The organism is Ruegeria profundi (assembly GCF_020171505.1).
GTDB classification, from domain to species: domain Bacteria; phylum Pseudomonadota; class Alphaproteobacteria; order Rhodobacterales; family Rhodobacteraceae; genus Ruegeria; species Ruegeria profundi.
Window position 1 is genome coordinate 1 of sequence record NZ_JAIUZS010000002.1, and the last position, 26095, is coordinate 26095.

Here is a 26095-nt window from a genome sequence, read left to right on the forward strand (position 1 = left end):
CGTTTCAGGCGCATTCGAAGTTTACAGAAGTTCGCTTCCGTCCATGCCTCCGTACACAACCACTTCAACCAGGAAAGATCGCTGACTAGCAGAGATACTTTCAAGTTGACACGCACCGCCGCTCTTACTGAGTGGCGTCAGCTTTGTTCCGGATAAGTTCTCGGGTTTGGCGTCAAACTGAGACTGGTTCGAATTCGTCTGACAGCACCTATCTGGCCATGTCTACGTGTCATAGACTAAACTATCACGAAAACGCGATAACGTGGGATGCTTGATTGCCGGAATTCGTCGACAACGCAAAAATCGATAGCTCGCTGGCGCAAGCCCGGGAGCGGGAAGCTGCGCTGTTGGACGTGCTGTCGCTCATGCATCAGGCGGCAGGCGATGTGCAGCCGGTACTCGATGCTGTGGCGCGGCACGCAGCGGAGTTGTGCGATGCATCCTTTTGCAATATGTGGCGGCTTGAGGGAAACGTCATTCATCACGCCGCGATCTACGGGTTTCCACGCGAAGAGCTTGAAGACTACTTGTCCACGTTTCCCGCGCCAGTGACGCCGAACTCGGCAACCGGGATGGTCTATGACAGCGGCGCTCCTGTGCATCTTAAGCATGTCGGAAATACGGATTACCGGGATAAAAAGCTCGCTCAAACCTATGGGTTCAAAGATGTTATTGGGGTTCCAGTTCCGGCAGAGGGCGGGATGTGGGGCGTCATTGTGCTGGGGCTGCGGGAGGCATTCGAGACGGCGGATGAACAGATCGCGCTTGTGCAGGCCTTTGCCGAGCAGGCCAGCGTCGCTATTCAGAACGCGGCGATGTTTCGCGAAACGCAGGCCGCTCTGGCGCAGCAAAGCGCGAGCGCGGAAATTCTGCGGCTCGTCAGCAATGCGCCGGGCGATCTGCAACCTGTGTTCGACGCGATAGTGGAGAAGACCGCGGCGCTATGCGACGCGAGCTTCGTAATACTCGATCAGGTCGGGGATGCCGGCATACTGCATCGCGCGGCGCACGGGTTGGCGTCAAATCTGGCACAGGAGCTGAGCGATCACTATCCGGTGCCGCCCGATGATCTGACCCATCCCTCGGTTCAGGTTGTGCAGTCCAAAGACCTCATCGACGTCGAGGATTGCCGCGATGAGACCTATTACGACGCTAATTTCGCCCAAAAAACCGGCCTGAGGCGCCTGATTGGCGTGCCCATTTTCAACGGTGGGCAAGTTTGGGGTGTCATACTGGTTGCGTGGCCCAGCACGGCCGAGCGGCCGCGCGCTCAGGTGGAACTCATTCAAAGTTTCGCCGATCAGGCCGCAATAGCAATCGAGAACACACGGCTTTTCACCGAAACTCAAGAGGCGCTCGAGCGGCAGAAAACCACCTCGAGTATTCTGCGGGCGATCAGTCAGTCGCCCACCGACGTCCAGCCGGTGATCGACACGATTGTGCGCAGCGCGGTTGAGATGATTGGCTGCGAGATGGCCATTTTCCACCTGCGCGAGGGTGACAATTACTATCCGGCTTCGGGTGCGGTGCGGGGCGGTGTGATGATCACCGAAAAGGTTCGCGAAGGCGCGGCCAAGCTCGCCTCGCGCTTCACCGCGGGCGGTCTGCCGCTCATGCCGCTTGAGCCTGAACAGAACTTTCCGTCGCGCGCCATGACCACAGGCGAGACGCAGCATATTATCGACTGGGTCAATTACGATCTTCCACCCCACGAGGTCGCTCGCGGCAAGCAGCTTGGGCTCTCTTGTGCGATATACATCCCGCTGGTGCAGAACGGCGTCTGTCTCGGCTCTCTTGCGCTGGGGTCCAAAACGGCGCTGGAATTTTCCGCGGCAGAGATTGCACTTGCACAGTCTTATTGCGATCAGGCCATTATCGCCCTGTGCAACACCCAGCTTTTCGTCGAAACACAGGAAGCGCTGGAATACCAGACCGCGACGTCCGAAGTGCTGGGGGTCATCTCGCGCTCTCCAAATGAGCTTGAGCCGGTGCTGGAATCGATCCTCACTGTCGCGTCGCGGATCTGCACGCCGGAATACGCCTTCTTTGCCATGCTCGATCCAGATGACGGACTCTACCGGATCGCAACGTCGAACAATGTCTCGCAGGAGTTCACCGCGTTCCTGCAGGCCAACCCAATCCCGCCAGAGGAAGGCTCCTGCATCGGGCGCGCGGCGCTGCACGGCAAGACGGTTTATGTCGCCGACACCGCGACCGATGAAAGCTACACGTGGAAGCAGGCTGCCGACGTCGGCATGTACCTGACGACGCTGGGCGTGCCGCTGGTGCAAGACGGGTTGGTGGTCGGGGTGATCGTTATGGCCCATAGCAAAGCGCACGCGTTCAGCGCCAAGCAGATTGCGCTTTTGGAGACTTTTGCATCGCAAGCAGTGATCGCACTCAGCAATGCGCGACTGTTCGACGAGTTACAGCAGCGCACGGCGGAGGTCGAAGAGGCGCTGGTGCGCGAGCAGGCCAGTGCGGAGCTCTTGCGAGTCATCAACGAGGCTACATCAGATCTTCAGCCCGTCTTTGATTTGCTGGTGAAAAAGGCCGCAGAGCTTTGTCAGGCGACCTTCTGTGTTCTGGATCACTTTGACGGCGAGACCTACAGCTTCCGGGCGCAGTACGGGTTTGATACGGAAATTGACGAGCTTGCAGAAGGCTACGCGTCCAACAGCCCGGAAGGTCATGTCGGGTATCGGGTGATGCAAACTGGCAAGCCTTTTTTTGTCGAGGATGCACAAAACGATCCCCTCATGGCCAACGCGTTTGCAAAGCGTCTGGGCTACCGGCACACGCGGGGTGTTCCTGTCCGGGTCAATGGAAAGGTAGAATATGCAATCGTGATGGGCTGGCCCCACACAGGCTCGCCACCGCCTGCACAAGTCGAACTTGTGCAGACGTTCGCCAATCAGGCCAGTATCGCCATAGAGAACGCACGCCTGTTGCAGGAAACGAAAGAACGTACGGCGGAGGTCGAAGAAGCACTGGAATACCAGACTGCGACCGCGGAAGTTCTCGGGGTGATTTCCCGCTCGCCGAACGAGGTGCGGCCTGTGCTGCAGGCAATCTTGCGCGTGGCAAAGCGGCTCTGCGCGCCGAAGGGCGGTTACGTGGCCTTGAAGAACGCGGAGACGGGCAATTTTGAAGTTGTCGAGGTCATTGACGCACCTGACGATATTGTTGAGATCCTGAAAGCAACTCCCATCGTGCCTGGCCAGAACACTGTCACTGGTCGCGTCGCTGGAGCGGGCGAACGGGTATATGTCGCCGACACACTCGCGGACCCGACATACGAATGGAGCGGACCCGCGCGTCAGGGCAATTATCTCTCCGCGCTCGGGGTGCCGCTGATCAAGAACGGCGAGACCATCGGTACCATCACCATGGCCCACGATCAGGTGAACGGTTTCTCAGAAAAGCAGATTGGATTGATGGAGACCTTCGCCGCGCAGGCCGTGATCGCCATCGGCAACGCCCGGCTATTTGACGAGGTTCAGCAACGTACGGCGGAGGTCGAAGAAGCGCTGGAGCAGCAGAAAGCCAGCGCGGAAATCCTTAGCGTCATCAGCCAGTCCGTCGAGGACACTCAGCCCGTGTTCGAAAAAATCCTCGACAGCTGCCGCAATCTCTTTGGCGGTGAGGAACTGGATGTTCTGCTGATAGACGATAATGGGCTCTTGCAGGTCGCGGCCTATATCGGAAACTTCGAAGAAGAGCTTTTGCAGACCTTCCCTGCGCCATGGGAGATCACACCGGCGGGCGACGCGATCCGCACCCGGCGTGTGGCAAACTTTGCCGATTGCGCCAACAACCCGGACGTGCCGAAAGTGCTGCGAGAGATGGCTCGGATCGCCTCCTATCACTCGGTCGCTTTCGCGCCAATGATCTGGGAGGGCAAAGGGATCGGTGTCGTGGGCGTGGCGCGCTCGGCGAAGCCCTTCACGGACAAAGAGCTCGGCATTATGCAGGGCTTTGCCGATCAGGCCGTTATTGCAATTCAGAACGCGCGGCTCTTCCGCGAGACCAAACAGGCGCTTGAGCAGCAGACTGCCACCGCGGATATCCTGGAGGTCATCTCCAATTCGGTCGAGGACGCAAAGCCCGTATTTTCCAAAATCCTCGACAGTTGCCAGAAGCTCATCCCCTGCGACGATCTTTCGGTGCTTACGCTCGAAGCCGACGGTTTGGTGCATATCGGGGAAATCCGCGGTCCTTATGGGACACGGCAAGGCGCCGACTATCAACCATCGCCCCCGTCTCGGACGCTGCTTGATGCCGTCTCGGACCAGCCGCGCGTCTGTTATGTGCCCGACGCCGTTAACGGTAGCGACGTGCATCCGGTCGTCAAACGCATGGGCGAAAAGAATGGGAACTTCGCCACGATCCTTGCGCCGATGCTGTGGAAAGGTCAGATTATTGGGCTCATAAGCCTCGCTCGCAGCCATGACGATCCGACCTCGCCCAGTGTGTTTACGCAGCGCGAAATGGACCTGCTGGAAAGCTTCGCTGACCAAGCAGTGATCGCGATCCAGAACGCGCGGATGTTCAATGAAACCCAAACAGCACTGGTTCGCCAAACTGCCAGTGCCGAGATCCTGCGCGTGGTCAGCGAGGCTCAGGATGATCTCACGCCGGTCTTCGAGGCGATTCTGAGCCGGGCCGCCGACCTCTGCGACGCGCCCATGGCTAGCATGAACCTCGTCGAAGAACAGAAGACCCATTCGCGGCTTGTTGCCCATTGGGGCGAGGAGATCGAATTCCTGAAAGTGGGAGAGACACGCTGGGATCTGGCCTCCGGTCTCAACACGACGGAGTCGATTGTCCAGATGCGCCCCATGCACGTTGAAGACGTGCTTGAGACCGAAGCCTATAAGAACGATGACCCTGCTATCATAGCGGCCAAGGCAGAGAACATCCGCACCTTCCTTGCCATTCCGATGGTCCACAAAGGCAAGGGGATCGGGAACATCGCTCTCTACCGGCGAGAGGTGAAACCCTTCGCCGCCACGGACATCGCGCTCGTTGAGAGCTTCGCCGATCAGGCGGTGATCGCGGTGGAGAACGCGAAGCTCGTCAACGAGACCAAAGCCGCGCTGGCAAGGCAAACCGCCAGCGCCAATGTGCTTCGGGTGATCAGTGAAAGCCCCACAGATGTGCAACCCGTCTTTGAGGAAATCGTCACCTCTGGCGTCTCTTTGATCGACTGCGATGTCGTTCAGGCCATGCAAGCGGACGGTACCTATGGGTGGCAAACCACGGTCGCCACGCCCGAGGGGCTCTCTGCGAACGTGGCGGAGGTGCGGTTCCCGCTTGATGCCACGGAGAGCCTGCTTCCAATGGCGATGCGCAAAGGGGAGCTGGTGCACATTCCAGACTGGAGTACAGCTGAGCTCGGCCCGGCAGATATCGTTTTGCGCGACAAACACGGATATCGATCCTCGCTCTTTGTGCCTATGATGCGAGGGCAGACCTGTCTTGGTGGCTTCACGTTTTTCCGCACGACCAAGCGCGCGTTCTCCGAAGAAGAGATCGCAATGGCCCGGTCCTTTAGCGACCAGGCGGTGATTGCCCTCGAAAACGTTCGACTCTTCAGCGAGACCCAAACCGCGCTCGCGCGGCAGATCGCCAGTGCCGATATTCTTAAGGTCATCAGCCAGTCACCGGACGATACGACGCCGGTGTTTGAGGCCATCGTGCGGTCTGGGGTGCGGCTTATGGGTTGCGATGGGGCAGTTATCCTGCAGCGCGAGGGAGATTTTGTCCGACCCGCAGCCGGGGCCCGGCCCTCAGGTCCCGCAGACGACCTGGTCAAGCGCGCGATCCCCATCAAGCCGGATCGGAACTACCCTTCGCGTGTCATGCTTACAAAAGAGTATCTGCACATCCCCGATGGCTCACAGGTCGATCTGATCGGTCACGAGCCGGAAACATGGGAAAAATTTGGTCTCAAGACTGCGCTCTATCTACCGCTCTTGCGCGAAGGCGAGGCGGTGGGGGTTTTAATTTTCACACGGACCAAAGCGGCCCAGGCCTTTACTGACGACGAGATTGAGCTTGCACAAAGCTTCTGCGATCAGGCGGTGATCGCGATCGAGAATGTGCGGCTATTCAACGAAACGCAGTCTTCACTCGCCCGGCAAACAGCAAGCGCCGAAATTCTGCGTGTGATCAGCCAGTCACCGGACGATTTGCAGCCCGTCTTCGATCGCATCACCGAAAGCGCAACCGATGTGTGCAACGCCAAGTTCTGCATGCTCTGGCGCTATGAAGACGGGCTTGTTCATCATCGCTCCGCCAGCGGATTTTCCGAGGACTTCATGCGGGTATACCTACGCCGTTACCCAGCGCCGCCAAGCGAGAACTCCATTGCCGGAGAGGTCATCGCGACTGGCCAGCGGCACCACATCGTCGATGCGCAAGACCCCGCGCTCTATTTTGACTATGAAACCGCCCGGCTTCACGGCTACCGGCATATCATCGGCGTTCCGGTCCGCACCGGCGGGGGGCTCTGGGGTGTTTTGGTCGTGGCCTGGGCGGACGGGATCATGCCCAGCACGTCCGATTTCGACCAGCTCGAAGCTTTTGCCGATCAAGCCGCCATTGCAATCGAGAACGTGCGCCTGTTCCGCGAAGCGCAGGAGGCGCGGGAGGAAGCCGAGCAGGCCAACGAGGCCAAAAGCGCCTTCCTTGCTACCATGAGCCACGAAATCCGCACGCCGATGAATGCAGTGATCGGTATGAGCGGGCTTTTGATGGACACTCCGCTGAACGACGAGCAAAAGGACTACGCGCGGACGATCCGGGATAGTGGCGACGCGCTCTTGGGCATCATCAACGAAATCCTTGACTTCTCGAAGATCGAAGCCGGGCAGATGGAGGTCGAAACGCACCCGTTTGATCTGCGGGAGTGCATCGAAAGTGCGCTTGAGTTGATGGCTGGTCGCGCGGCGAAAAAGCAGCTCGATATCGCCTACCTGATGGACGATGCCGTGCCTGCCGCGATCAGTACCGACCTCACCAAGCTGCGGCAGATTCTGCTCAATCTGATCTCGAACGCCGTGAAGTTTACCGATTCTGGCGAGGTTGTGCTCTCTGTTACCGCCACGCCGCAAGAGGACGGGTACGTCTCGGTCGAGTTTTCCGTTCGCGACACCGGGATCGGTCTCACCGAGCAGGGCATGAGCCGTTTGTTCCAATCCTTCAGTCAGGCCGACAGCTCCACCACCCGCAAATATGGTGGCACCGGGCTCGGCCTTGCGATCTCGAAACGTTTGGCGGAATTGATGGGTGGGACGATGACCGCCGAAAGCGAAGGGGTAGGGAAGGGATCGACCTTCCGCTTCTCGGTACTGGCAAAGCCTGCGACACTGCCGAAAACCGAAATGCGCAACCTCACCGGCCCGCAAAACGAGCTTGTCGGCAAGCGCCTGCTGTTGGTCGATGACAACGAGACCAATCTCAAGATTCTGTCGCTGCAAACCGAGAAATGGGGTACGCACACCGTGGCCTTCGACACGCCCGCGGCTGGGTTGAAAGCGGTTGAGCGCGGCGAGCCCTTCGATCTTGCCATTCTCGATATGCACATGCCCGACATGGACGGGACTGCGCTGGCCACAGCGATCCGCAAGGTGCGCCCGGACCTGCCGCTTGTTCTGTTCAGTTCGCTGGGTGTGCGGGACGTGAAATCCGAGGAAGGGCTTTTTACCGCTTTCCTCTCCAAGCCCCTCAAGCAATCGCACCTGTTCGATACGCTCATCAGCATCTTTGCGCCGAAGACGCGCCGCAAGCCGCGGCGCCGGGTCTCATCGGCCAAGAAAAGCACCGAGCCAAAACTGGGAGAACAGCATCCGCTGCGCATACTGCTCGCAGAGGACAATCTTGTGAATCAAAAGTTGGCGACACGTCTTTTGGAACAAATGGGCTATCGCTGCGATGTGGCCAGCAACGGGGTCGAAGCGCTCGAAAGTCTCGTCCGGCAGACCTATGACGTAGTTTTGATGGACGTGCAGATGCCTGAGATGGACGGGCTCGAAGCCTCGCGCCGCATCAACGCCGCGTCTTTTGATGACCGCCCCCGGATTGTTGCGATGACCGCCAACGCCATGCAGGGCGACCGGGAAATGTGTCTGGCCGCCGGGATGGATGACTACATTGCCAAACCCATTCGCGTCGAGCGCCTTGTCGAGGCGCTCAAACAGGTTCCGCAGAGAAAGAAGAAATGACCATGGCCGATCTGCCACTAGATGCCGACATCTTTGACACGTTGCAGGACACGATGGGTGAGGGCTTCGTCGAAGACCTCGTGAACACGTTTCTCGAAGAAGCGCCCGGGTTGATCAAAGAGATGAAGGCGGCGATGGTCGTCGGCGATGCCGACAAGTTCCGGCGCGGCGCGCACTCGCTGAAATCGAACGCAAATGTGTTCGGGGCGACTGATCTGGCGAAACAGGCCAGGCAACTGGAACTGGGCGGTCTCAACTCGGATAATGAGCCCGAGATCGAAGCGCTGGAGGACCGCTACGCCGAAGCCAGCGCCGCCCTGATCGAGTGGCGTGATGGCTGAGACCGGGCAACGACTTCTGATCGTCGATGATAATAAGGTCAATCGGCTTCTACTGTCCCGAAGCGTTGAGATGCTCGGCCACCAATCCGAGATTGCGGAAAACGGACGGCTGGCGATGGCGCGTCTCAACAAAGAGGCGTTCGATCTGCTTCTTCTCGACATCGAGATGCCGGAGATGGACGGGTTCGAGGTTCTCGAAGCGCTCAAGGCCGATCTGGCGCTGCGCGACCTGCCGGTAATCGTGACCTCGTCCGTCGAGGGATTGGAAAACATAGTGCGCTGCATCGAACTCGGCGCAGAAGACTATTTACCCAAACCGGTGAACAAGACCTTGCTCGAGGCCCGGATCAATTCCTGTCTGGAGAAAAAAAGGCTACGCGACGAGCAAAGACGGTTGCTGCAACGCTTCGCAACGCGTGAGGTGGCACAGGACCTCGCCGAGCAGGGCTTTTCGATTGGCGGGCGGCGCGTCGAGGCGTCCATCCTCTTTTGTGATATCCGTGGCTTCACTGCCTTAAGCGAGGCGCAGACTCCTGAGGAGAGCATTGAGTTTCTAAACGCCTACTATACGCTGATGTTCGACGCGATCGCAAACCATGGCGGGATCGTAACGCTCATGATCGGGGACGGGCTTATGGCGGTGTTCGGAGCACCGCAAGCGCTTGAAAATACGGCGGTCTCTGCAGTTTCTGCCGCACAAGACATGTTTGCGATGATGGCGGATTTTAATTCCGAACGTATCGCGGCCGGCGCGCCCGCCATCCGGATTGGGGCTGGTATCGCGACTGGTGAAGTCGTCGCTGGCTATGCCGGGACCGAGGCGCGCGCGAGCTATACCTGCATTGGCAGAACGGTGAACCTCGCAGCGCGGCTTGAGGCGCACACAAAGGCGATTGGCTGCGAGCTATTGATTGATGAGACCACGAAGAATGGCCTTGGTGCAACGCTGGAGTCGAGATTGATTCAAGGCGTTGAGTTCACAGGTTTTTCCGAGGTCATGGATGTTTATTCGATAGCCACATCGCACCAAGCTAACTAAGCTGCTTTGGTCACCTGACCGTAGCTTCGCGTTATTTCGCAAAAAAGGGTGGCCGATCGTACCGTACGCCGCTGGGATCAAATCCAACATTCGCCGCGTCGCTGAAGCTCGGTTGTCGACCACGCTTGCCTGTCGGTGGTGGTCGCCATTTCATCCTCGGATCAAACCAGATCGAAAACGATCCGCACCGCTTCTACGCTTCATTGTAAGCCGACCAGTTCTTGGTCTTGTGCTTCGTAGGGGCCCATCTGCTCATGTCATCCAGCTATCTTACTGGATTCACGAAGTGAATCCCTCAACCGAATTGTGCAATAAGGCCCCGTCGACCAAAAAACCCATGACACCCACGACTGCAAAACGGGCAATCCGTGTCAAAGAGTGTGGCGCTGGTACCTAGCGGCTCCGGACCGGTGGTGTCTGTAGGTAGTGCAGCCGCTTCATCTCGCGTCGCCCCAAGGTCACCGTCCCTAGAATGAGGCCCGCCATCGTGGAGAGGACTGAAATCACCATGATTGAAGCTGCGAGAACCGCAGTGGGCAATCTCGGCACAAGTCCGGTTTCAAGGAACTCGGCCACCACTGGCCAACCTACAACAACCGCCAGCACCGCGAGCAGCCCGCCGAGCCCGGCAAAAAAAGCAGTCGGGCGCTCCTCTTTGACGAGGCTTACGATCATTCTCAAAATGCGGAAGCCGTCACGGAAAGTCGACAGCTTGCTATTGGATCCCGGTAGCCGGTCAACATAGGCTGTATCGACATCGGCGATGGGCATGCGCAGTTCAAGTGCGTGAACGGTCAGTTCCGTTTCGATCTCAAATCCGCGCGATAGTGCCGGGAAGCTTTTCACGAAGCGTCTTGAGAAAACGCGATAGCCCGACAACATATCGCGTGTCCGCCGACCAAAAACGGATGTGACCAGACCGGTAAGAACCTTATTGCCCAACACGTGGCCTGGTCGGTAAGCCTCTCGGATTTCCGTCACGCGGCATCCGGTGACCATGTCAAGCGTGCCGTCAACCAAGGTTGAGATCAGTCGAGGTGCAGCTGCTGCCTCGTACGTGTTATCGCCATCGACCAGAACATAGATGTCTGCGTCAATGTCTGCGAACATGCGGCGTACCACGTTGCCTTTACCTTGCTGTGGTTCAGTGCATACGATGGCGCCCGCCTCTTCTGCGACTTCTTTGGTGCGATCGGTGGAGTTGTTATCACATACGTAAATCCGGGCATCGGGCAAGCTATCCCGAAAGCCGCGTACGACGTGTTCGATTGATTTTTCCTCATTGTAACACGGCACCAAAACAGCAACGGACGCCACGGGGTGGCGGCGAGCGTCACGGTTAGATGCTGTATGGAGCTGGTCTTTCGTGGACATGATAAAAAGGCTCTCACTTTTCTTGAACAACCCGTGCGTCGGGAATTGTACATTGCGACGCAGAAAAGACCATTGAAGCCAGCCGGATCAGGTATTTCGCAGGCCGGCGGTTTCCGTTTCGGTTATAATGGTTTTCCCCGTCTGGAATTGTACACGGTTCCCTGAGGCATTGGGCGCTGAAATGTCACAATATTTCTCATGACTGCGGCGCAAGGCGTGCGAGATCGCGGACGGGTCACTGTCCTGAAGGGTTCAAACCCGAACTCCTGACCGATTGTCCGACAGGGGATCGTGACTTGATTGTTCCCGTCGATCAGCTTCCGACAGCAATGCAGCAAGGGATGGGCGACATTTGGCGCAAGCGGCAAGCTAGTCGCGAAGCCCTGGGTATGGAATAGTCCTAGCATTCCCAAGCCCTTCGCGTTCAAATTGCGCGAACTGCGGTTAAACTCATTTCGATCATTGTTGTGTGACTGCTTCGACCCGGGAAACAGACATAGTGCGGAACTCGCTGAAAGTCTGCATCGAGCCCACTCTGACCAATGCTGCGGTCTGGACGAATGGGTGGAATGCCGAGGTTGCGAACATCCTACAACCCCTACAATTCGGAACGCAGTGTCTCCTCCAGATCAGAGTCCAAGCTGAACCGCGCCGCTGCTTTTGCTGAATACGCGGTCTGGGCGCGGAAGAATGGGCAGCCATACTGTCCATACGTAGACGAGTTCGAATTGGTCTGGCACCACCTTTCAATCAGCCATTTCCTTCAGACCTTCGATCTGCAGGTCGAAACCCTCTTGAATGTGACTGGTGAATGTCTCAAGAGCTTCGGTTACATCACCGGTCGCAATTGCATCAACGAGTGCAAGATGGTTTCCGAGGGACTTGGAGATATCCACATTTTCAATGGCTGAAAACAGATGGAACGCCATTGCTTTGCCCCAGATCATATCGAACATGTCGATAAGAAATTTGTTGCCCGCTTCGACCATGAACGCGCGGTGGATGCGGCGATTAGCGATGAAATAGTCGCGGGTTGTTGGTTGGATTAGATCTTCTTCGCGACGAATTAAGTCGCGCAGTCGATCAAGGACTTCCGGTTCTGCGTGAACAGCAAGAATTCGAGCAGCTTGGCCTTCGATCGCAGCACGTGCCTGATACAATTGCCGAACTTCGGTCTGATCCATGCGAGCCAGTCGAAATCCGCCACTTGCGGCAACTTCCAACACGCCTTCGGTTTCCAACCGCATGAGCGCCTCGCGTACCGGTGTCCGGCTGATGTTCAACTCGGCCGCAAGTTTCTCTTGCACGAGCCGATCCTCGCCGGTGATCTCGCGACTCATGATGGCTTCGACCAACTGGTCATAGACCTCGTCCGCCAGGCGCCTACGTTGTGTTTTGATCTGCTTTAGAGCCACTCGAAGCCTCTCTTTCTGTTCTTTCTGAATTCTGTATTCAAAAATGCAGCGGGTGCCAAGGCGAATAGGGTTGCTATTGTCCGTGTACTGTATACAGTATACAAGTATGAATGAACAGGGAGTCCTTTATGTGTGGAATTGCTGGCAGGATACTGGCCGCGCCCGGTAAGGTTGGGGCGGACCTAGTTGACCTGATGGACGCGCAGGAACATCGAGGTGCCGACAGCACTGGGTTTGCTGTTTATGGCTTGCCGCGGGAAACCGGGTACGTATTGCGAGGCATGGGCTTTGACAAATCCCAATTAGATGCGGATCTGATCAAGTTTGAGGCCATACTGCGTGAGCACGGAAGCAGTTTTCTATCCGATCCTGCAATCGTCGCGGATGATAACCCTCATTACTGCTTTCGGATGGAGATTTCGGATCCAGCAAATTTGAAAGCGTGGGTCGCAGATGCTGATGAACTGACGGATCGAATTGAAATACAATCTTGTGGTCGCAGCCTTGAGATCATCAAGGATATCGGTGGTGCTGAGGCCGTGGCCGAAAAGCACGGTGTGCGCGATTTAATCGGAACGCACGGGCTGGGGCATGCACGGCTGGCTACAGAAAGCTCAGTTCTGCCCAACGCATCGCACCCGTTCTGGGCGCGTCCGTTTTCGGATGTCGCTATTGTTCACAACGGGCAGATCACCGACTACTTCACCTGGCGCGATAGGCTGACCAGGATGGGCTATCGGTTCCTGACCGAAAATGACAGTGAGTTGATTGCCGTGTGGGTCAGTGACCAGATGAAGGCGGGGTTGACGATGGAGCAGGCGCTCAAAAAATCTATCACCTCGATCGACGGCGTATTCACATACATGATTGCTACACAAAACGGTATCGGTTTTGCCAAAGACCGATTTGCCATGAAGCCTCTGGTCGTTGTCAATCGCAATGGTGATCTGGCCGCCGCGACCGAGGAACAAGCGGTCCGGCGCGTGATGACCGAAGAATGCGATGTAATCAACTATGACGGACCATCATTAACGGGCATCTGGGGTGTTGGAAACCGGAGCTTGGCGGCATGAGTGAGGTGGCAGAAAGGATGGACGAGATCGTCATCGAAGTCGGCAAGCGACATATCCGCGAGGTGAACCGAGACATCATGGATGCGTGTGCCACTGGTCGGCCAATCCGTGTCGTAAACACGCTGTCACGCCATAACCTTGGGGTGGGTCTTCCAGACAACGTGGATATAACATTCGAAGGGTCCGTCGGCTATTACTGCGGCGGTCTCAATACTGGTGCGAACATTTCAATCGAACGCAACTGTGGCTGGGCTGTTGGTGAGGGCATGGCCAAGGGGCATATAACCGTGGGTGGTTATGCTGGCATGTCCTGCGGTGCCGCCATGATCGGTGGCACGATCCACGTCAAAGGTGATGCCGGGCCAAGGGTCGGCGTTGCGATGAAGGGTGGAAACATCGTTGTCGAGGGCAAGATCGGATATCAGTCCGGCTTCATGGCCCATTCCGGGCGGATTATAGCGCTTGGTGGGGCAGGGGAATCCTGCGCTGACGCACTTTGGGAAGGTGAGGTCTGGGTTGCCGGAGAAGTTGACAGTCTGGGCGTGGATGTCGACGTGATCGAACCGACTGCCGAAGAAGTGGCCGAGGTAGATGCGATCCTCGAACCGCTTGGGTTGGTCGATAGATCGCGAAATTGGCGCAAAATGGTTTCGGGCCAGCGTCTTTGGTATTTTGAAAGCAGGGACGCAAGCGCATGGCTCATGATCTGAGTAAACCTTACGAATATCCGTTCGACGTCGCATCGGAAGAGGAGATCAGGTTCCGGGATGCCGGTGCGGTTGATGGCCGCCCGGCCGGTGTTCCATCCTCTTATGATGAGGGAGGGTCTACCCGCTGGACGCCCGAAGCGATCTCGGAAGTTCACGCTTTGGCGCAGCTCGGGCGCTACCAGGTGCGCGGGTATAATACATTCAATAAGCAATTGCCGACATTTGATGACCTGACATTCGTACCCGCCACAATGACGCGTCTTCCACTGGAAGGGTATCGCGAGAGCTGTGACACGACGACCGTTCTGGGCGGTGGGCGCGGATTGGTTGAACGTCCGCTGGAACTGAAAATCCCGATTTATATCGCCTCGATGTCCTTTGGCGCCTTGTCAGCGTCGGCGAAGGCGTCGCTGGGCTATGGTGCTTCCAAGGTGGGCACCATGACCTGCACGGGTGAGGGTGGCATGTTAGAGGAAGAGCGCGAAGCTTCCCAACGCCTGCTCTATCAGATGTCACCCGCCCGGTATGGCGTGGATCTGGATCACTTGCGCCGCGCTGATGCGCTGGAACTTGTTGTAGGGCAGGGGGCGAAGCCCGGTACCGGAGGGCTACTGCTGGGCATGAAGGTCAGCCCGCGGGTTAGCAAAATGCGGACTTTGCCGGAAGGCGTCGATCAGCGTTCGACGATCCGCCATCCCGATTTCCTCGGGGCCGACGACCTTGCGGTCAAGATTGAGGAATTGCGCATTGCCACCAATTACCAGGTGCCGATCTTTATCAAAATGGGTGCGACACGGCCCCGATTTGACGTGGCGGTTGCTGCCAAAGCCGGCGCGGATGTCGTGGTCGTTGATGGTGCTGAAGGCGGCACAGGAGCGTCTCCGGAACTGTTGTTGAACCATACCGGTATCCCAACGATGAGCGCCATTCGTGCAGCGCGCGAAGCATTGGATGAATGTGGCATGACCGGAAAGGTTTCCCTTGTGGCTGCCGGTGGCATTCGATCTGGTGTAGATGCTGCGAAATGCCTGGCACTTGGCGCCGACGCAGTCATGATCGGAAACGCGGCCATGGTTGCTCTGGGGTGCAACAGCCCGCGGTACTTGGAGGATTACGCGGCCTTGGGAACATCCCCCGGCGCCTGCCATCATTGCCACACAGGTCGTTGCCCGGTTGGCATTGCGACCCAGGATGAAGAGCTGGAGTCGCGGATGAACCCGCGTGCAGGGGCAGAGCGAATTGCGCGCTATTTGACCGCCATGACGATGGAGATTACGGCGCTGGCTAAGGCCTGTGGCAAGTCGTCTGTTCACAACCTGGAAACCGAAGACCTGCGCGCCCTTAGCTTTCAAGCGTCGGCCTTCACCGGCGTGAAAATGGCCGGAATTGACAGGGCCTTCGACTGGTGAGGATTGCAGTTCTTGAACTGACGAGCCACCCGCTGCCACTGCTGGACGGAATGCCGCGAACCGCGCAGCAGATTCAGGCGTGGATCGCGCCGCATCTGCCGGAGGCCGATTTTGATGTGGTCGGAGTCGTTGATGGAGAGCCGCTCCCCAACGACAATGATTTCGACGGTGTTATTGTCGGCGGATCAGAGTTTGGCGTTTATGACGTCACGCAATGGATGCAGCCGCTGCGTACGTTCCTTGAACGCTGTCGAGAGACTCGCAAAGCGGTGTTTGGAATTTGTTTCGGGCACCAAATAATGGCTGACGTCTATGGCGGGCGGGCCGAGAAGGCCGAGGTGGGCAAAGTCGTTGGCGCCCGACCCTTCAACTTTGGCGGTGACAACGTTGACGCTTTTGTCTGGCATCAGGATCAGGTGACACGGGTTCCCAGCTCGGCCCGGGTGGCGGGTTCAGCAAGCCACTGCCCCGTGGGCGCTTTGGATTACGACTTTCCCGCGCGCTCAGTTCAGTTTCATCCCGAATACAGGGCGGATCATTTGCGTGATTTGTTCACCAAGGGGCGAGGGGATTTGCTGTCGCCAGCTGAAGCGGATGCAGGGATGTCGTCGGTCAGCTCTGCAAAGGTCTCAGACGATCTTGCAGCGTTTCAGGCGGTGGAATTGTTTCGCGGCACCTACGTCCCGGAGTGACAAGCTTTCGATAAAAAGGGCTTTTGATCCTGATCAAGTTCGCCTGATTGCTTCCGTGTATACTGTATACGAAGTAAATCGAGAGGGCTCGGGATGACAGAGGACAAGGGCTTCATTGAGCGGATGGCGCGTATTTTCGGGGTTCCGCGTGAACGGCGTATTAGCGATCCAGAGTTATCGGATCTTGGCCTTTCCAAAGCAGATTTTATCATGCTTCGGTCTGGTGTGCCAAATGCACGGGAGCGCATTCTGTCCATGGCCCGTCAATTTGGTCTGACAGAAGACGATCTTGACGCACATCCCGAGCTTAGCCTTGAGTTGGCGGAAAAGTGTGGGCATTGCCGTCAGGCAAAGACCTGCCGCGACGCAATCAGATCAGGTGACCGCCTGCCGCAAGAGAAATGCCCGAATTCGGGGCTGTATGCGGCGCTTTCAGAAGTTTAACGCCCACTTGGGCTTTCTTTTGCACTCAGCTTTCTGCGACCGGTGATTTTGAAGCGATCAGCCGTTCCGAAGTCATTCATTCCAACCCCTGCAGCAAACTCGGCAAAGACCGGTGCGTGCTTGAACAGATGGCCTGAACAGCCGCCCGCAAACAACACGTTTTCGTGCTCGGGGTGCCAGTCGACAATGAAATGCGTGTCTGGTGTCAGGATGATCTGGTTGAATTTTGAATCCACAACTCTTTGACCTTCAAGGCCCGGAAGCCGGTGTCGGATGTAACTCCGAGTGCGGCCCAACGTTTCCTGACGGATCAGCCGTTCGTCGTTATCCAAATCGATTTTGTCCGGAATGACCACAGCCGCCTTTACGCCTGAACCTTCGGACGAGGGTAGGCCAAACGAACCCTGGCCATGATCGATCCAACAGGGCATCCGGCTCATGTCGAAATCTTCGGATCCGTCGGGCGTCGAGGTGTACAGAACGTTTACACCAACCACCGTTGATATCGGCTTGATCGTTCTGGGGAACATGTCCGCCATCCAAGGGCCCGTTGAAACAACGATAAGGTCCGCCTCAAGCGGTTTTCTATCCAGCATCGGACGCTCTGATCCATCGGTGGTTACGCGACCGCGCTGCACAATCCCGCCTGCACGCCGAAACAGCTCCAACGCGGTCAGGACGCAGCGATGTGCCATCAGCATTCCGGCTTCCGGCTCGAACAGGGCGTATTCGATGTCAAGCACGCGAAATTGAGGGAACCGACTTTCGATATCCTGCTGCCCGAACTTGTAGTAGGGCACGCCAACTCGATCGAAGGTCTCGGTCGTGGCGTTTTCCCAATCACAATGACCACCGGTCGCCAGAATCAGTGCACCGCACTCATACATCAGGTTCTGGCCGCTCTCGGCCTGCAATTCCAGCCAGCGCAGGCGGCTTTCGCGCGCCCACCTCGTATAAAATTCGTCCCGCCCCGAAATCGCGCGGATTACACGGTTGTAATCCGTTGAAGACGCACGGGAATGTCCCGGCTCCCAGCGGTCTATCAAAGTCACCGCCTCGCCGCGTCGTTGCAGTGTAAGCGCCGTCATGACGCCGACGATGCCGCCTCCGACAACGATGACCGAGCTCTTGGACATGGTGCAGATTTTCCTTGTTTATCGGTTGTCTTTGTGAATACTGTATACAGAATACAGCAATTATAAAGCCAAAAAACAGGGAGAGCGCACCAATGAGTTCGGGATTTGATTTGCCCAAGGGCACGCACACCGTCATTCTTGGTGTGGGTGACCTGAACGGCATCATGCGCGGGAAGCGCATTCCGGCCAGCCACTGGGACCACGTCTGCGAAAGCGGCAATGCGTTGTCGATTGCTTTGATGGCAATCGACATGACATGCGACGTCTGGGATACGCCTTACGTCAATTTCGACAACGGTTACCCCGATATGCACGTCTTCCCTATGACCCAGCCCGTTGCTGTGCCGTGGGAACCGGGAGTTGCTGTTTGTTTCGGGCGCGCAGAAGGTATGGACCACAAGCCGGTTCCCATCGATCCAAGGCAAGCATTGGTTCGTCAGGTTGAGCGGGCACGCGAGATGGGGTTCGAGGTCAATGTCGGCACTGAGCTTGAGTTCTATCTTCTGGATCCGGAAACCGGGAAGCCTCGTGACAGTGGAATTCAGGTTTACGGCCTTGGTCGCGCAGCGCGGATGGAGCACATCGTCGGGCCAATCCGTCAACAGATCAATGAATGCGGTATTCCCATTGAGCAATCGAACCCTGAGTATGCCGCGGGCCAGGTTGAGGTGAATATCCGGTACGGGGAAGCTCTGCAAGCTGCCGACCGGGTTGTCCTGTTTAAGTCTTTGATCCGCCAGTTGGGGATCGCCCATGGGTATCTGGCCACCTTTATGCCTAAGCCGTTCTTTGAACAGTCAGGCAATGGATTTCACACTCATTATTCACTGTGGAAAGACGGTAAGAATGTCTTTGCTGACAACGGCAAGATCAGTGGCGTAGGCAGATCATTCATCGCCGGGCTGCAACAGCGCATGTGCGAAACGGCGATTTGCGGCAGCGGTACGGTAAATGGCTATCGACGTCGCCAGCCCTATACGTTCTGCCCGATCAATACGAGTTGGGGCTACGACAACCGTACGGTTGGTATTCGGGTGATAGAAGGGTCTGACAGCGCGGTGCGCGTCGAAAAGCGTGATGCGGGTGCGGACGCGAACCCCTACCTTCTTCTGGCTGCTGAAATTGCGGCGGGGCTGGACGGGATCGAGCAAAAAATGACGCCCACAGAGCCGACAACCGGCAATGGTTACGAGGAAGGGATCGGCGATCCCATTCCTACCGATTTGCCAACTGCTATCGAACTGGCGAGGGGATCGGATTGGCTGCGTGATGTAATGGGCGAAATGCAGTGGGAGCTGGTTTTGCAACAGGCCGAGCGCGAGCTTGAGTTCTTCAATCAACAGGTCACGCCGATTGAGTTGGACCGATACCTGAGGACTTTCTGATGCATTTGGGCAAGGTTGCCGGAACCGTCACCGCTACGGCCAAAGACGCAAAACTGGTCGGTACGAAACTGCTGGTGACGGATTTGGTGGACAGCAAAGGCAAAGTGGTCGATCCGGCGCGGGTTGCTGTCGACACTTGCGGCGCCGGAGTTGGTGACACGGTTCTTGTTGTCAACGGCTCGGCGGCGCGCATGGCGGCCGGTTTGTCCACCGCACCGGTCGATTTGGCAATCATTGCGGTGGTGGATCGCGTGACGACGACCTGAACCAAACACAGCACACATCAACATTTCTTTGGAGGAACAGAAAATGGCGAAACCATTGGCAGGGCAAATGGCCCTGGGGATGATCGAAACTCGCGGACTTGTCGGCGCGATCGAAGCGGCGGATGCGATGGTCAAAGCGGCCAGCGTTTCGATTGTCGGTCAGACCAAAGCTGGCGGAGGTCTGGTCACGACCCTCGTACGGGGTGAGGTTGGCGCGGTCAAAGCGGCAACCGATGCGGGTGCCACGGCTGCTAACAAAGTCGGAGAAGTCGTGTCCGTACATGTGATTGCGCGCCCGCATGATGAGCTTGAAGCCATCATCGACGGACTTGGTGCTGGCACTGCGGCCTAATCCGCCTGCTACTAGGAGACGCTATGTCAGCCGGATTCGAGGAATTTACACGTGCAGCGACACGCGGCGCGACGCGGGGTGCGCCTGAACTGCCCAAGCTCGACCAGATTGCAGTGCTGGGTGGCGGTGCAGATGCGCGGTTATTGGCAGCTCTGTGTCTTGCGGAAGGGGCTGAGGTCACCTTGTTTTCCGCCTATGGCGCTGAACGTTCGCTGCTGGCGCAATCCTCTGGTATCTCGCTTCGGGGTGAGGGGCCGGTCGGGACTTATCAGGTTGACCGGGACGGGCCATCGGTGCGCACGACCGCTGAACTGGATGCGGCAGTGAGCGGAGCGCAGGTGATTTTTCTGACCGGTCCGATTCATAAACAGCGCACCTACGCCATGGTTCTTGCGGATCATCTGAGCGACGGGCAGGTTTTAGTTCTTGCGCCGGGCCGATCGCTGGGTGCTGTTGAAACGGCTTGGCTCTTGCGGATCGGAGGCTGTGTGGCGGACGTCACACTGGTTGAGGTTCAGGGTCTACCGTATTGGTTCCGGTCCGAAGGCGCTGGGCTGACACTTTCGCAGGCGGCTCCGATGGCTGCGGCAACTTTGCCACGCGGACGTGACGAGGTTTTGCAAGCCTTGTCCACGTACCTTCCCAACTTACAAAAAGTCGAATCCGTCTTGGCATCTGGCTTCAACGATCTTTCAGCCGCCGTTGAAATACCGGCTTTGATCCTCGGTGGGACTGCACTGGGCACAGGTGGTCCAAATGTTCCCATGGGTGGCGTTCCGTTAGAGCACAACCAGACTTTTGCATCGCTGATTGGGCCCGACCAGAAAGAGGTAATCCGGGGGCTTGCGGACGAGCGGCGGCGCATTGCGGCGGCCTTCGGTGTTCGCAAACTACCGGATACCGAGCATTGGGTATCCGTGTTCGCCGGTTCTGAACGGGGTTCAGGTGCCCGTCCAATCCCAGATCAGCAAGGGTCTCGTTCCATGATGCGTGACGGGGTGTTGGGTTCACTTGTTCCACTTGTGTCTGCCGGTGAGCTTGCGGGTATTCCAAGCCCGCTGACAAGCAGTCTGATTACCATGTCTGACCGCATTCTGGGCGCTGACATAGCTGCTGCCGGGCGGCGCCTTGAAACTATTGGTATTTCAGCGGGCGACGTCGACCAGGCACGCCGTATCTTTGACACCATCGTCACCGGAGCTTCGTGATGGACGCAGATCTGAAATCGATTGCCTCTGCGAGGCGCGCTGCTGACAGCGCGTTTGAGGCCTATCGTGCTTTTCTGGGCACTGACCCGGTGCAGGTGGACGCAATCGTTGACGCAATGGCGCGCGCTATCGAGCCGGAAGCCGAACGGCTGGGGCAAATGGCGGTCGAGGAAACTGGCTACGGAAATGTTCCGGACAAACGGGTCAAGAACCTGTTCAATGCTCTTTCTGTCGCGGACTACCTCAGAGACGTGACAACGCTGGGGATGCTCTGGCGGGATGATGCGACGAAGATCGCCGCCTTTGGAGAGCCTATGGGTGTGGTCGCAGCCCTTATCCCTGTGACGAACCCAACGTCGACAATCATCTACAAGGTGCTCTCGGCGGTAAAGGCAGGTAATGCAATTGTGTGCGCGCCACATCCGCGCGGCGTTGAGTGCGGGATCGAAACCGTGCGCATCATGGCGCGTGCTGCCGAGCAGATGGGGGCTCCAAAAGATCTTATTCAATGCCTCGATGCAGTGACAATTCAGGGCACCGCTGAGTTGATGAAACATCGCCGTACGTCGGTTGTGATGGCCACTGGCGGCCCGGCAATGGTTAAAGCCGCATATTCCAGTGGCAAACCGACGCTCGCAGTCGGTGCCGGTAACGTGCCTTGCTATGTGCACAAGTCGAAAGCACGCGATCTGGCCGAAGTGGCCGAGATGATCGTGACATCGAAAAGTTTTGACTATGGAACGGCCTGTGTCAGCGAACAGGCTGTCGTGGCCGACCCGGAAATCGCACGTGATCTGCGCCACGAACTTAAACTGAAAGGTGCCTATTTTTGCACTCCGGCCGAGGCGGACCGTCTTGCCAAGGTGATCTTTAAAGGCGTGCGGGTGATGGATCCCGACAAGGTTGGGCAAAGCCCACAAGCGCTTGCAGATGCGGCGGGATTTGCGATTCCGCCGCGCACCCGGTGCCTTGTGTCGGAAGAGAGTGAAGTTGGTTGGCAACGCCCTTTATCTGCTGAAAAACTAAACCCCGTTTTGGCGTTCTATGAAGCGAAATCCACAGATCATGGAATTAAACTGGCGCAATCCATTGCCAAATTTGAAGGTTGGGGTCATTCCTCTGTTATCCATTCGGATGACCCCGAGGTCGTCGCCCGTTTCGCCTCAGTGCCCACTGGGCGAGTACTGGTGAATACGCCGGGCATTATGGGTGGAATGGGCTATTCCACCGATCTTGAGCCATCTTTCATGCTGGGCACAGGCACGTGGTCGGGGTCGATTACTTCCGACAACGTCACGGCGCTCCATCTCATCAACATCAAACGGGTCGCCTATGAAAGCAGACCTTGGCGCGACATTTACGAGGAGTATGGCGCATGAGCGAGATCACGATCCGGGCGCTGATGCAGATCGACAACCTGCAACCCAAATTCGCCGCCTATAACGGGGCGACGGTTCAGGGTTCGGTGCCTTTGTCCGGCGACACAGTTCTGATCGGAGAGTTCGCGCCTGGCAACGGGGTGTTTTCGCTTATCGACCGGGCGCTCAAGGCGTCCTCGGTCGAGGCTACGACACAGATGGTAGAGCGTGAGTTCGGGTTTTTCATCCTGCGGTCTCCGTCGAATGCCGAGGTGTCCGCCGCGCGGGATGCGATGTTGTCCGAACTCGGGGCCACGATGTCTGACCGCCTAAAGCCAGCGATAAGCTCCACTCAAATCATAACCAGTGTAGAGCCCTATCAGGCGCAGCTGTTGAACAAATGGCGAAAGGGTGCGCTGATCGTTCCGGGTCAGACTTTGGGGATCGTGGAATGTGCCCCGGCCGCATATATCTCAATCGCCGCGAATGAGGCTGAGAAGGCAGCAGAAATCGACATCGTCGAAGTGCGTGCTGTGGGGCGGTTTGGAAGGCTGTTTATCTCCGGGTCGGAAAACTCGGTCAAAACCGCCGTCGAGGCCGCGACAAGCGCCGTCGAGGCGGTGGATGGACAGGCCGGTTGATGGCAGATCCGCGTGTCATAGGTACAGAAGCGGTCGAAGATGCCCGCCGTCGTGGTCGGATCGTATTCGAGCTGTTACCCGGTGATATCGTTACAGCCTTGGCCCGCGAAACCGCTGAACGTCTCGGTGTTACTCTGGTCGATGGCCCGCTGGAGAGGCAGCAACCACAGCGCACGGATGCGGCGATTTCAATGCAGCGGGTGTTATATCGCCGCTCGCCCAAATGGGTTGCTCCGGTTCGCACTAAACGTAAGGCGCGCAGGCTGGGCAAGCTTGCCCTGATCGGAGCAGGGGGGGTCGGTGGTAATGTAGCGCATCTGGCGGCCATGCAGGATATCGCGGATGAGGTTGCTCTGATCGACATCGTACCTGGTATGGCCGCCGCAACCGCCTTGGACCTTAATCATACCACAGGCATTACCGGAGCACGTGCGCGGTGCATAGGGGGCGAGTCGCTAGACCTTGTGACTGGGGCCGAGGTGGTTGTCGTAACTGCGGGCCTTGCTCGCCGCCCTGGTATGAGCCGAGCAGATTTGATCGACGTGAATGCGCGCGTAATCCGTCAGGCCGCCGAGGCGATCCGGTCGGCCGCACCAAATGCTATCGTCATTGTTGTCACTAATCCGCTTGATGAAATGACCTTTGAAATGCTGCGTGCAACTGCGTTCCCCCGCGAACGCGTCCTTGGGATGGCTGGAACGTTGGACAGCAGCCGTTTTCGAAATGCCCTTGCCGTGGCCGCTGGAGTTGGTCCCGCTGATGTTGAAGCCTTTACTCTTGGAAGTCATGGAGACGAAATGGCGCCAATATCCAGCCGGGCCAAAATAAAAGGCCGGGCTTTGGACGTGTTTCTGTCTTCTGATCAGATCGAGGCCTGTGTTCAAGACGCAGTCACGGGCGGGGGGCAGGTCGTTGCCCTCAAGAAGTCAGGTTCCGCAACCATCGCTCCGGCGCATGCGTCGATTGAATTGATTGATCATATCCGGGGTGCACGTACCGGCCCTGTTCCGGTGTCCGTCATGTTGCAGGGTGAATATGGCATTGACGGTGTGGTACTTGGCGTTCCCGCCCATCTCGGGTCCACCGGGTTGATTGAGGTTGAAGAGTTGCGTCTGACTGATCAAGAACAAGCGGCCTTGCATAAGGCGGCTGATGCTATCCGGTCGAGGTTGGGTCTTTGACCCGCCGCATATGGAAATCAGGCGGACGATTTGAGGAAGTCGCGTCTTATTCCCGCGCAAAACGCATCGGTCCCTTCGTTTGGGTCGCCGGGACCACAGCTATCGAGCCCAGCGGGCGCATTCACGCGCCAGGAGATGTTGAAGCCCAGACAAGCTATATCCTTTCCCGTATAGAAGAGGCTTTAAAAGCTGTCGGAGCCGAGATGCGCCATGTTGGACGCGTCCGGGCATATCTGACAGACATATCCAGTGCAGGAAAGTTCGCCCGCGTTCATGGAGCTGTCTTCCGTGACATCGATCCGGTCCTGACAGCTGTTCAAGCGGGGCTGACGCAGCCCGGTTTGATGGTAGAAATCGATGTCGACGCGGTTATTCACGACGAAAACGGCGAAATCAGTGGAATCTCAACATGAGTTGCAAAGAAAGGATTTGATCGGACAAGCGTCTTGTGTACTGTATACAGAATACAAGAAAGGCATAATAAGACACAGGGAGCTAATGTGATGATGAAGACAGCGCTACTCAGCGGGACGTGCATCGCGCTCATGGCCTCGGCGGCCGGGGCGGAAATTAAGGTTGGATTTATCGGGTCGCTTTCCTCGGATACCGGCCTATCGACCCTGCGAGGGGCCGAGGTTGCGATTGAGGAGTTGAACGCCAATGGCGGCGTGATGGGCCAGCAGATAACTTTGGTGTCAGCCGATACCGGACAGGACCCAACCGAAGGGGTGCGCGCATACGAATACCTCGCCGAGACCGAAGAGGTCGATTTCATCATCTCAGGCTCGATTGACGATGTATCCCTAGGTTGGCTGCCAAGGATGCAGGAATATAGAATTCCGACGCTGGACACATGGACATCCTATATTGGCATAATCGACATGGTGGTCGAAGACCCCGAAAGTATGGCGCCCTATTTCATGAATATTGCCTCAGATGAGGCGCTGGCAACGCTTTACATAAACTTCGGCGCGGATGTTCTTAAGGAAAAGATGGGCTGGGACTCGGTCGTTATTCTGGCCGAGGACACGGCTTTTGGTGAGGCGATCACCGGTCTGGTTACTGAAGCGCTTGCGCCGGTTGCCGGGATCGAGGTCAAGGACATCATCACCTATGACGTCGCGACTGTTGATTTCGCACCAATTTTCAGCCGGGCACAAGACACAGGGGCGGACTTCATCTATCAGGTCTCCTCTGTGAATTCGCAGGTTGTCTCATCGCAGTATGTCAAACTGCAAGTGCCAATGGCGATGACGGGCGTAAACGTATCCGCATTGGGTATGGAGTATTGGGAAGACACTGGCGGAGCCGGTGGCGGCATCTCGACCTTGTCACCTATACCGTCTGTGGGGTTCAAGCTGGACCCGGCCAGTCAGGCTTTTGTGGACACCTATCAAGCCAAATATGACAGCCGCCCATTGCTGCCGCATTTCAACGGCTTCAACGCCTATCACGGTCTGAAACAGGCCATGGCTGCGGCAGAAGAAGCTGGAGGCTTCGACAATGTCGAAGGCTGGGCCGACGCGATGAAGAAACAGGATCTGGTTTTGGAGATGGATGGTCAGCTTTGGCTGCGCTATGCCTTCTGGGGCGATGATGAGGTCGAGCCCGTGACGGGCCGCACCTATCCGCACAATATCCGCTTTGATCTGTCCGAGCCGTTTGACGATGCAGCTCCGTCAATGGTCGTTGTTCAGTGGTACGAGGATGGCACTGCGGCTGTTGTGTATCCCGAAAAATACGCGACGGGTGAGTTCACGCTGCCCAGCTGGGTAAAACAGTAGACCACTCGCCCAGATAGCCCGAACCGGGCGCGCGCAGGTGCGCGCCCGCAGCCAGGAAT

At 57.3% G+C, this 26095-nt stretch carries 20 protein-coding genes and 2 pseudogenes; 18 read left to right on the plus strand and 4 right to left on the minus strand.

What is annotated here, in order from left to right; translation table 11 throughout:
- From LCM21_RS05680 to LCM21_RS05695, 4 genes and pseudogenes are all read left to right on the plus strand, one after another.
- Nucleotides 1-156: pseudogene (locus LCM21_RS05680) on the plus strand (IS6 family transposase); the annotation flags it as partial.
- 119 nt (nucleotides 157-275) lie between these two features.
- On the plus strand, nucleotides 276-8228 hold the full coding sequence (locus tag LCM21_RS05685) for a GAF domain-containing protein (RefSeq protein WP_224889727.1): 7953 nt from the start codon (nucleotides 276-278) through the stop codon (nucleotides 8226-8228).
- Nucleotides 8229-8230: 2 nt separating this feature from the next.
- Nucleotides 8231-8569, plus strand: a complete 339-nt coding sequence (locus LCM21_RS05690; RefSeq protein ID WP_224889728.1) for an Hpt domain-containing protein — start codon at nucleotides 8231-8233, stop codon at nucleotides 8567-8569.
- Nucleotides 8562-9608: an adenylate/guanylate cyclase domain-containing protein gene (locus LCM21_RS05695; RefSeq protein WP_224889729.1), complete on the plus strand. Its 1047-nt coding sequence runs from the start codon at nucleotides 8562-8564 to the stop codon at nucleotides 9606-9608. Before LCM21_RS05690 ends, LCM21_RS05695 begins: the two co-directional genes overlap by 8 nt.
- Before the next feature lie 91 nt (nucleotides 9609-9699).
- Here LCM21_RS05695 and LCM21_RS05700 read toward each other — a convergent pair.
- From LCM21_RS05700 to LCM21_RS05710, 3 genes and pseudogenes are all read right to left on the minus strand, one after another.
- Nucleotides 9700-9864, minus strand: a pseudogene (locus LCM21_RS05700) (IS5/IS1182 family transposase); the annotation flags it as partial.
- A gap of 137 nt (nucleotides 9865-10001) precedes the next feature.
- Complete coding sequence (locus tag LCM21_RS05705) at nucleotides 10002-10982, minus strand: glycosyltransferase family 2 protein (RefSeq protein ID WP_224889730.1); 981 nt, start codon at nucleotides 10980-10982, stop codon at nucleotides 10002-10004.
- Between the two features lie 746 nt (nucleotides 10983-11728).
- Complete coding sequence (locus LCM21_RS05710) at nucleotides 11729-12397, minus strand: GntR family transcriptional regulator (RefSeq protein WP_224889731.1); 669 nt, start codon at nucleotides 12395-12397, stop codon at nucleotides 11729-11731.
- A gap of 128 nt (nucleotides 12398-12525) precedes the next feature.
- Between LCM21_RS05710 and LCM21_RS05715 the strand changes: the two genes are divergently transcribed.
- From LCM21_RS05715 to LCM21_RS05735, 5 genes are all read left to right on the plus strand, one after another.
- Complete coding sequence (locus LCM21_RS05715) at nucleotides 12526-13470, plus strand: class II glutamine amidotransferase domain-containing protein (RefSeq protein WP_068340233.1); 945 nt, start codon at nucleotides 12526-12528, stop codon at nucleotides 13468-13470.
- A complete protein-coding gene (locus tag LCM21_RS05720) occupies nucleotides 13467-14180 on the plus strand; it encodes a GltB/FmdC/FwdC-like GXGXG domain-containing protein (RefSeq protein WP_224889732.1) in 714 nt (237 codons plus the stop codon). Before LCM21_RS05715 ends, LCM21_RS05720 begins: the two co-directional genes overlap by 4 nt.
- On the plus strand, nucleotides 14165-15589 hold the full coding sequence (locus LCM21_RS05725) for an FMN-binding glutamate synthase family protein (RefSeq protein WP_082677551.1): 1425 nt from the start codon (nucleotides 14165-14167) through the stop codon (nucleotides 15587-15589). The genes LCM21_RS05720 and LCM21_RS05725 overlap by 16 nt, the downstream gene beginning before the upstream one ends.
- Entirely contained in the window at nucleotides 15586-16281 is a 696-nt protein-coding gene (locus LCM21_RS05730; RefSeq protein WP_224889733.1) for a type 1 glutamine amidotransferase, read from the plus strand. Before LCM21_RS05725 ends, LCM21_RS05730 begins: the two co-directional genes overlap by 4 nt.
- A 93-nt stretch (nucleotides 16282-16374) precedes the next feature.
- Complete coding sequence (locus LCM21_RS05735) at nucleotides 16375-16725, plus strand: hypothetical protein (protein WP_068340243.1); 351 nt, start codon at nucleotides 16375-16377, stop codon at nucleotides 16723-16725.
- On the opposite strand, the gene LCM21_RS05740 is transcribed toward LCM21_RS05735, so the two are convergent.
- Complete coding sequence (locus LCM21_RS05740) at nucleotides 16722-17861, minus strand: FAD-dependent oxidoreductase (RefSeq protein ID WP_224889734.1); 1140 nt, start codon at nucleotides 17859-17861, stop codon at nucleotides 16722-16724. The genes LCM21_RS05735 and LCM21_RS05740 overlap by 4 nt on opposite strands.
- Before the next feature lie 92 nt (nucleotides 17862-17953).
- Between LCM21_RS05740 and LCM21_RS05745 the strand changes: the two genes are divergently transcribed.
- The 9 genes from LCM21_RS05745 (at nucleotide 17954) to LCM21_RS05785 (ending at nucleotide 26036) form a co-directional block, all read left to right on the plus strand.
- A complete protein-coding gene (locus tag LCM21_RS05745; RefSeq protein WP_224889735.1) occupies nucleotides 17954-19246 on the plus strand; it encodes a glutamine synthetase family protein in 1293 nt (430 codons plus the stop codon).
- Nucleotides 19246-19512: a EutN/CcmL family microcompartment protein gene (locus LCM21_RS05750; protein WP_224889736.1), complete on the plus strand. Its 267-nt coding sequence runs from the start codon at nucleotides 19246-19248 to the stop codon at nucleotides 19510-19512. The genes LCM21_RS05745 and LCM21_RS05750 overlap by 1 nt, the downstream gene beginning before the upstream one ends.
- Before the next feature lie 43 nt (nucleotides 19513-19555).
- Nucleotides 19556-19864: a BMC domain-containing protein gene (locus tag LCM21_RS05755; RefSeq protein WP_224889737.1), complete on the plus strand. Its 309-nt coding sequence runs from the start codon at nucleotides 19556-19558 to the stop codon at nucleotides 19862-19864.
- A 23-nt stretch (nucleotides 19865-19887) separates the two neighbouring features.
- The gene (locus LCM21_RS05760; protein WP_224889738.1) at nucleotides 19888-21072 is read left to right on the plus strand and encodes an NAD/NADP octopine/nopaline dehydrogenase family protein; all 1185 of its coding nucleotides are present in this window, start codon (nucleotides 19888-19890) and stop codon (nucleotides 21070-21072) included.
- Nucleotides 21072-22451, plus strand: a complete 1380-nt coding sequence (locus tag LCM21_RS05765; RefSeq protein WP_224889739.1) for an aldehyde dehydrogenase family protein — start codon at nucleotides 21072-21074, stop codon at nucleotides 22449-22451. Before LCM21_RS05760 ends, LCM21_RS05765 begins: the two co-directional genes overlap by 1 nt.
- Nucleotides 22448-23071 (plus strand): BMC domain-containing protein, encoded by a 624-nt coding sequence (locus tag LCM21_RS05770; RefSeq protein WP_068340262.1) that lies wholly within the window; start codon nucleotides 22448-22450, stop codon nucleotides 23069-23071. The genes LCM21_RS05765 and LCM21_RS05770 overlap by 4 nt, the downstream gene beginning before the upstream one ends.
- Nucleotides 23071-24252: a malate dehydrogenase gene (locus LCM21_RS05775; protein WP_224889740.1), complete on the plus strand. Its 1182-nt coding sequence runs from the start codon at nucleotides 23071-23073 to the stop codon at nucleotides 24250-24252. Before LCM21_RS05770 ends, LCM21_RS05775 begins: the two co-directional genes overlap by 1 nt.
- The gene (locus tag LCM21_RS05780) at nucleotides 24249-24665 is read left to right on the plus strand and encodes a Rid family hydrolase (RefSeq protein WP_224889741.1); all 417 of its coding nucleotides are present in this window, start codon (nucleotides 24249-24251) and stop codon (nucleotides 24663-24665) included. The genes LCM21_RS05775 and LCM21_RS05780 overlap by 4 nt, the downstream gene beginning before the upstream one ends.
- A 90-nt stretch (nucleotides 24666-24755) precedes the next feature.
- Nucleotides 24756-26036: an ABC transporter substrate-binding protein gene (locus LCM21_RS05785; protein ID WP_082677552.1), complete on the plus strand. Its 1281-nt coding sequence runs from the start codon at nucleotides 24756-24758 to the stop codon at nucleotides 26034-26036.
- The last annotated feature ends 59 nt before the right edge of the window (nucleotides 26037-26095 follow it).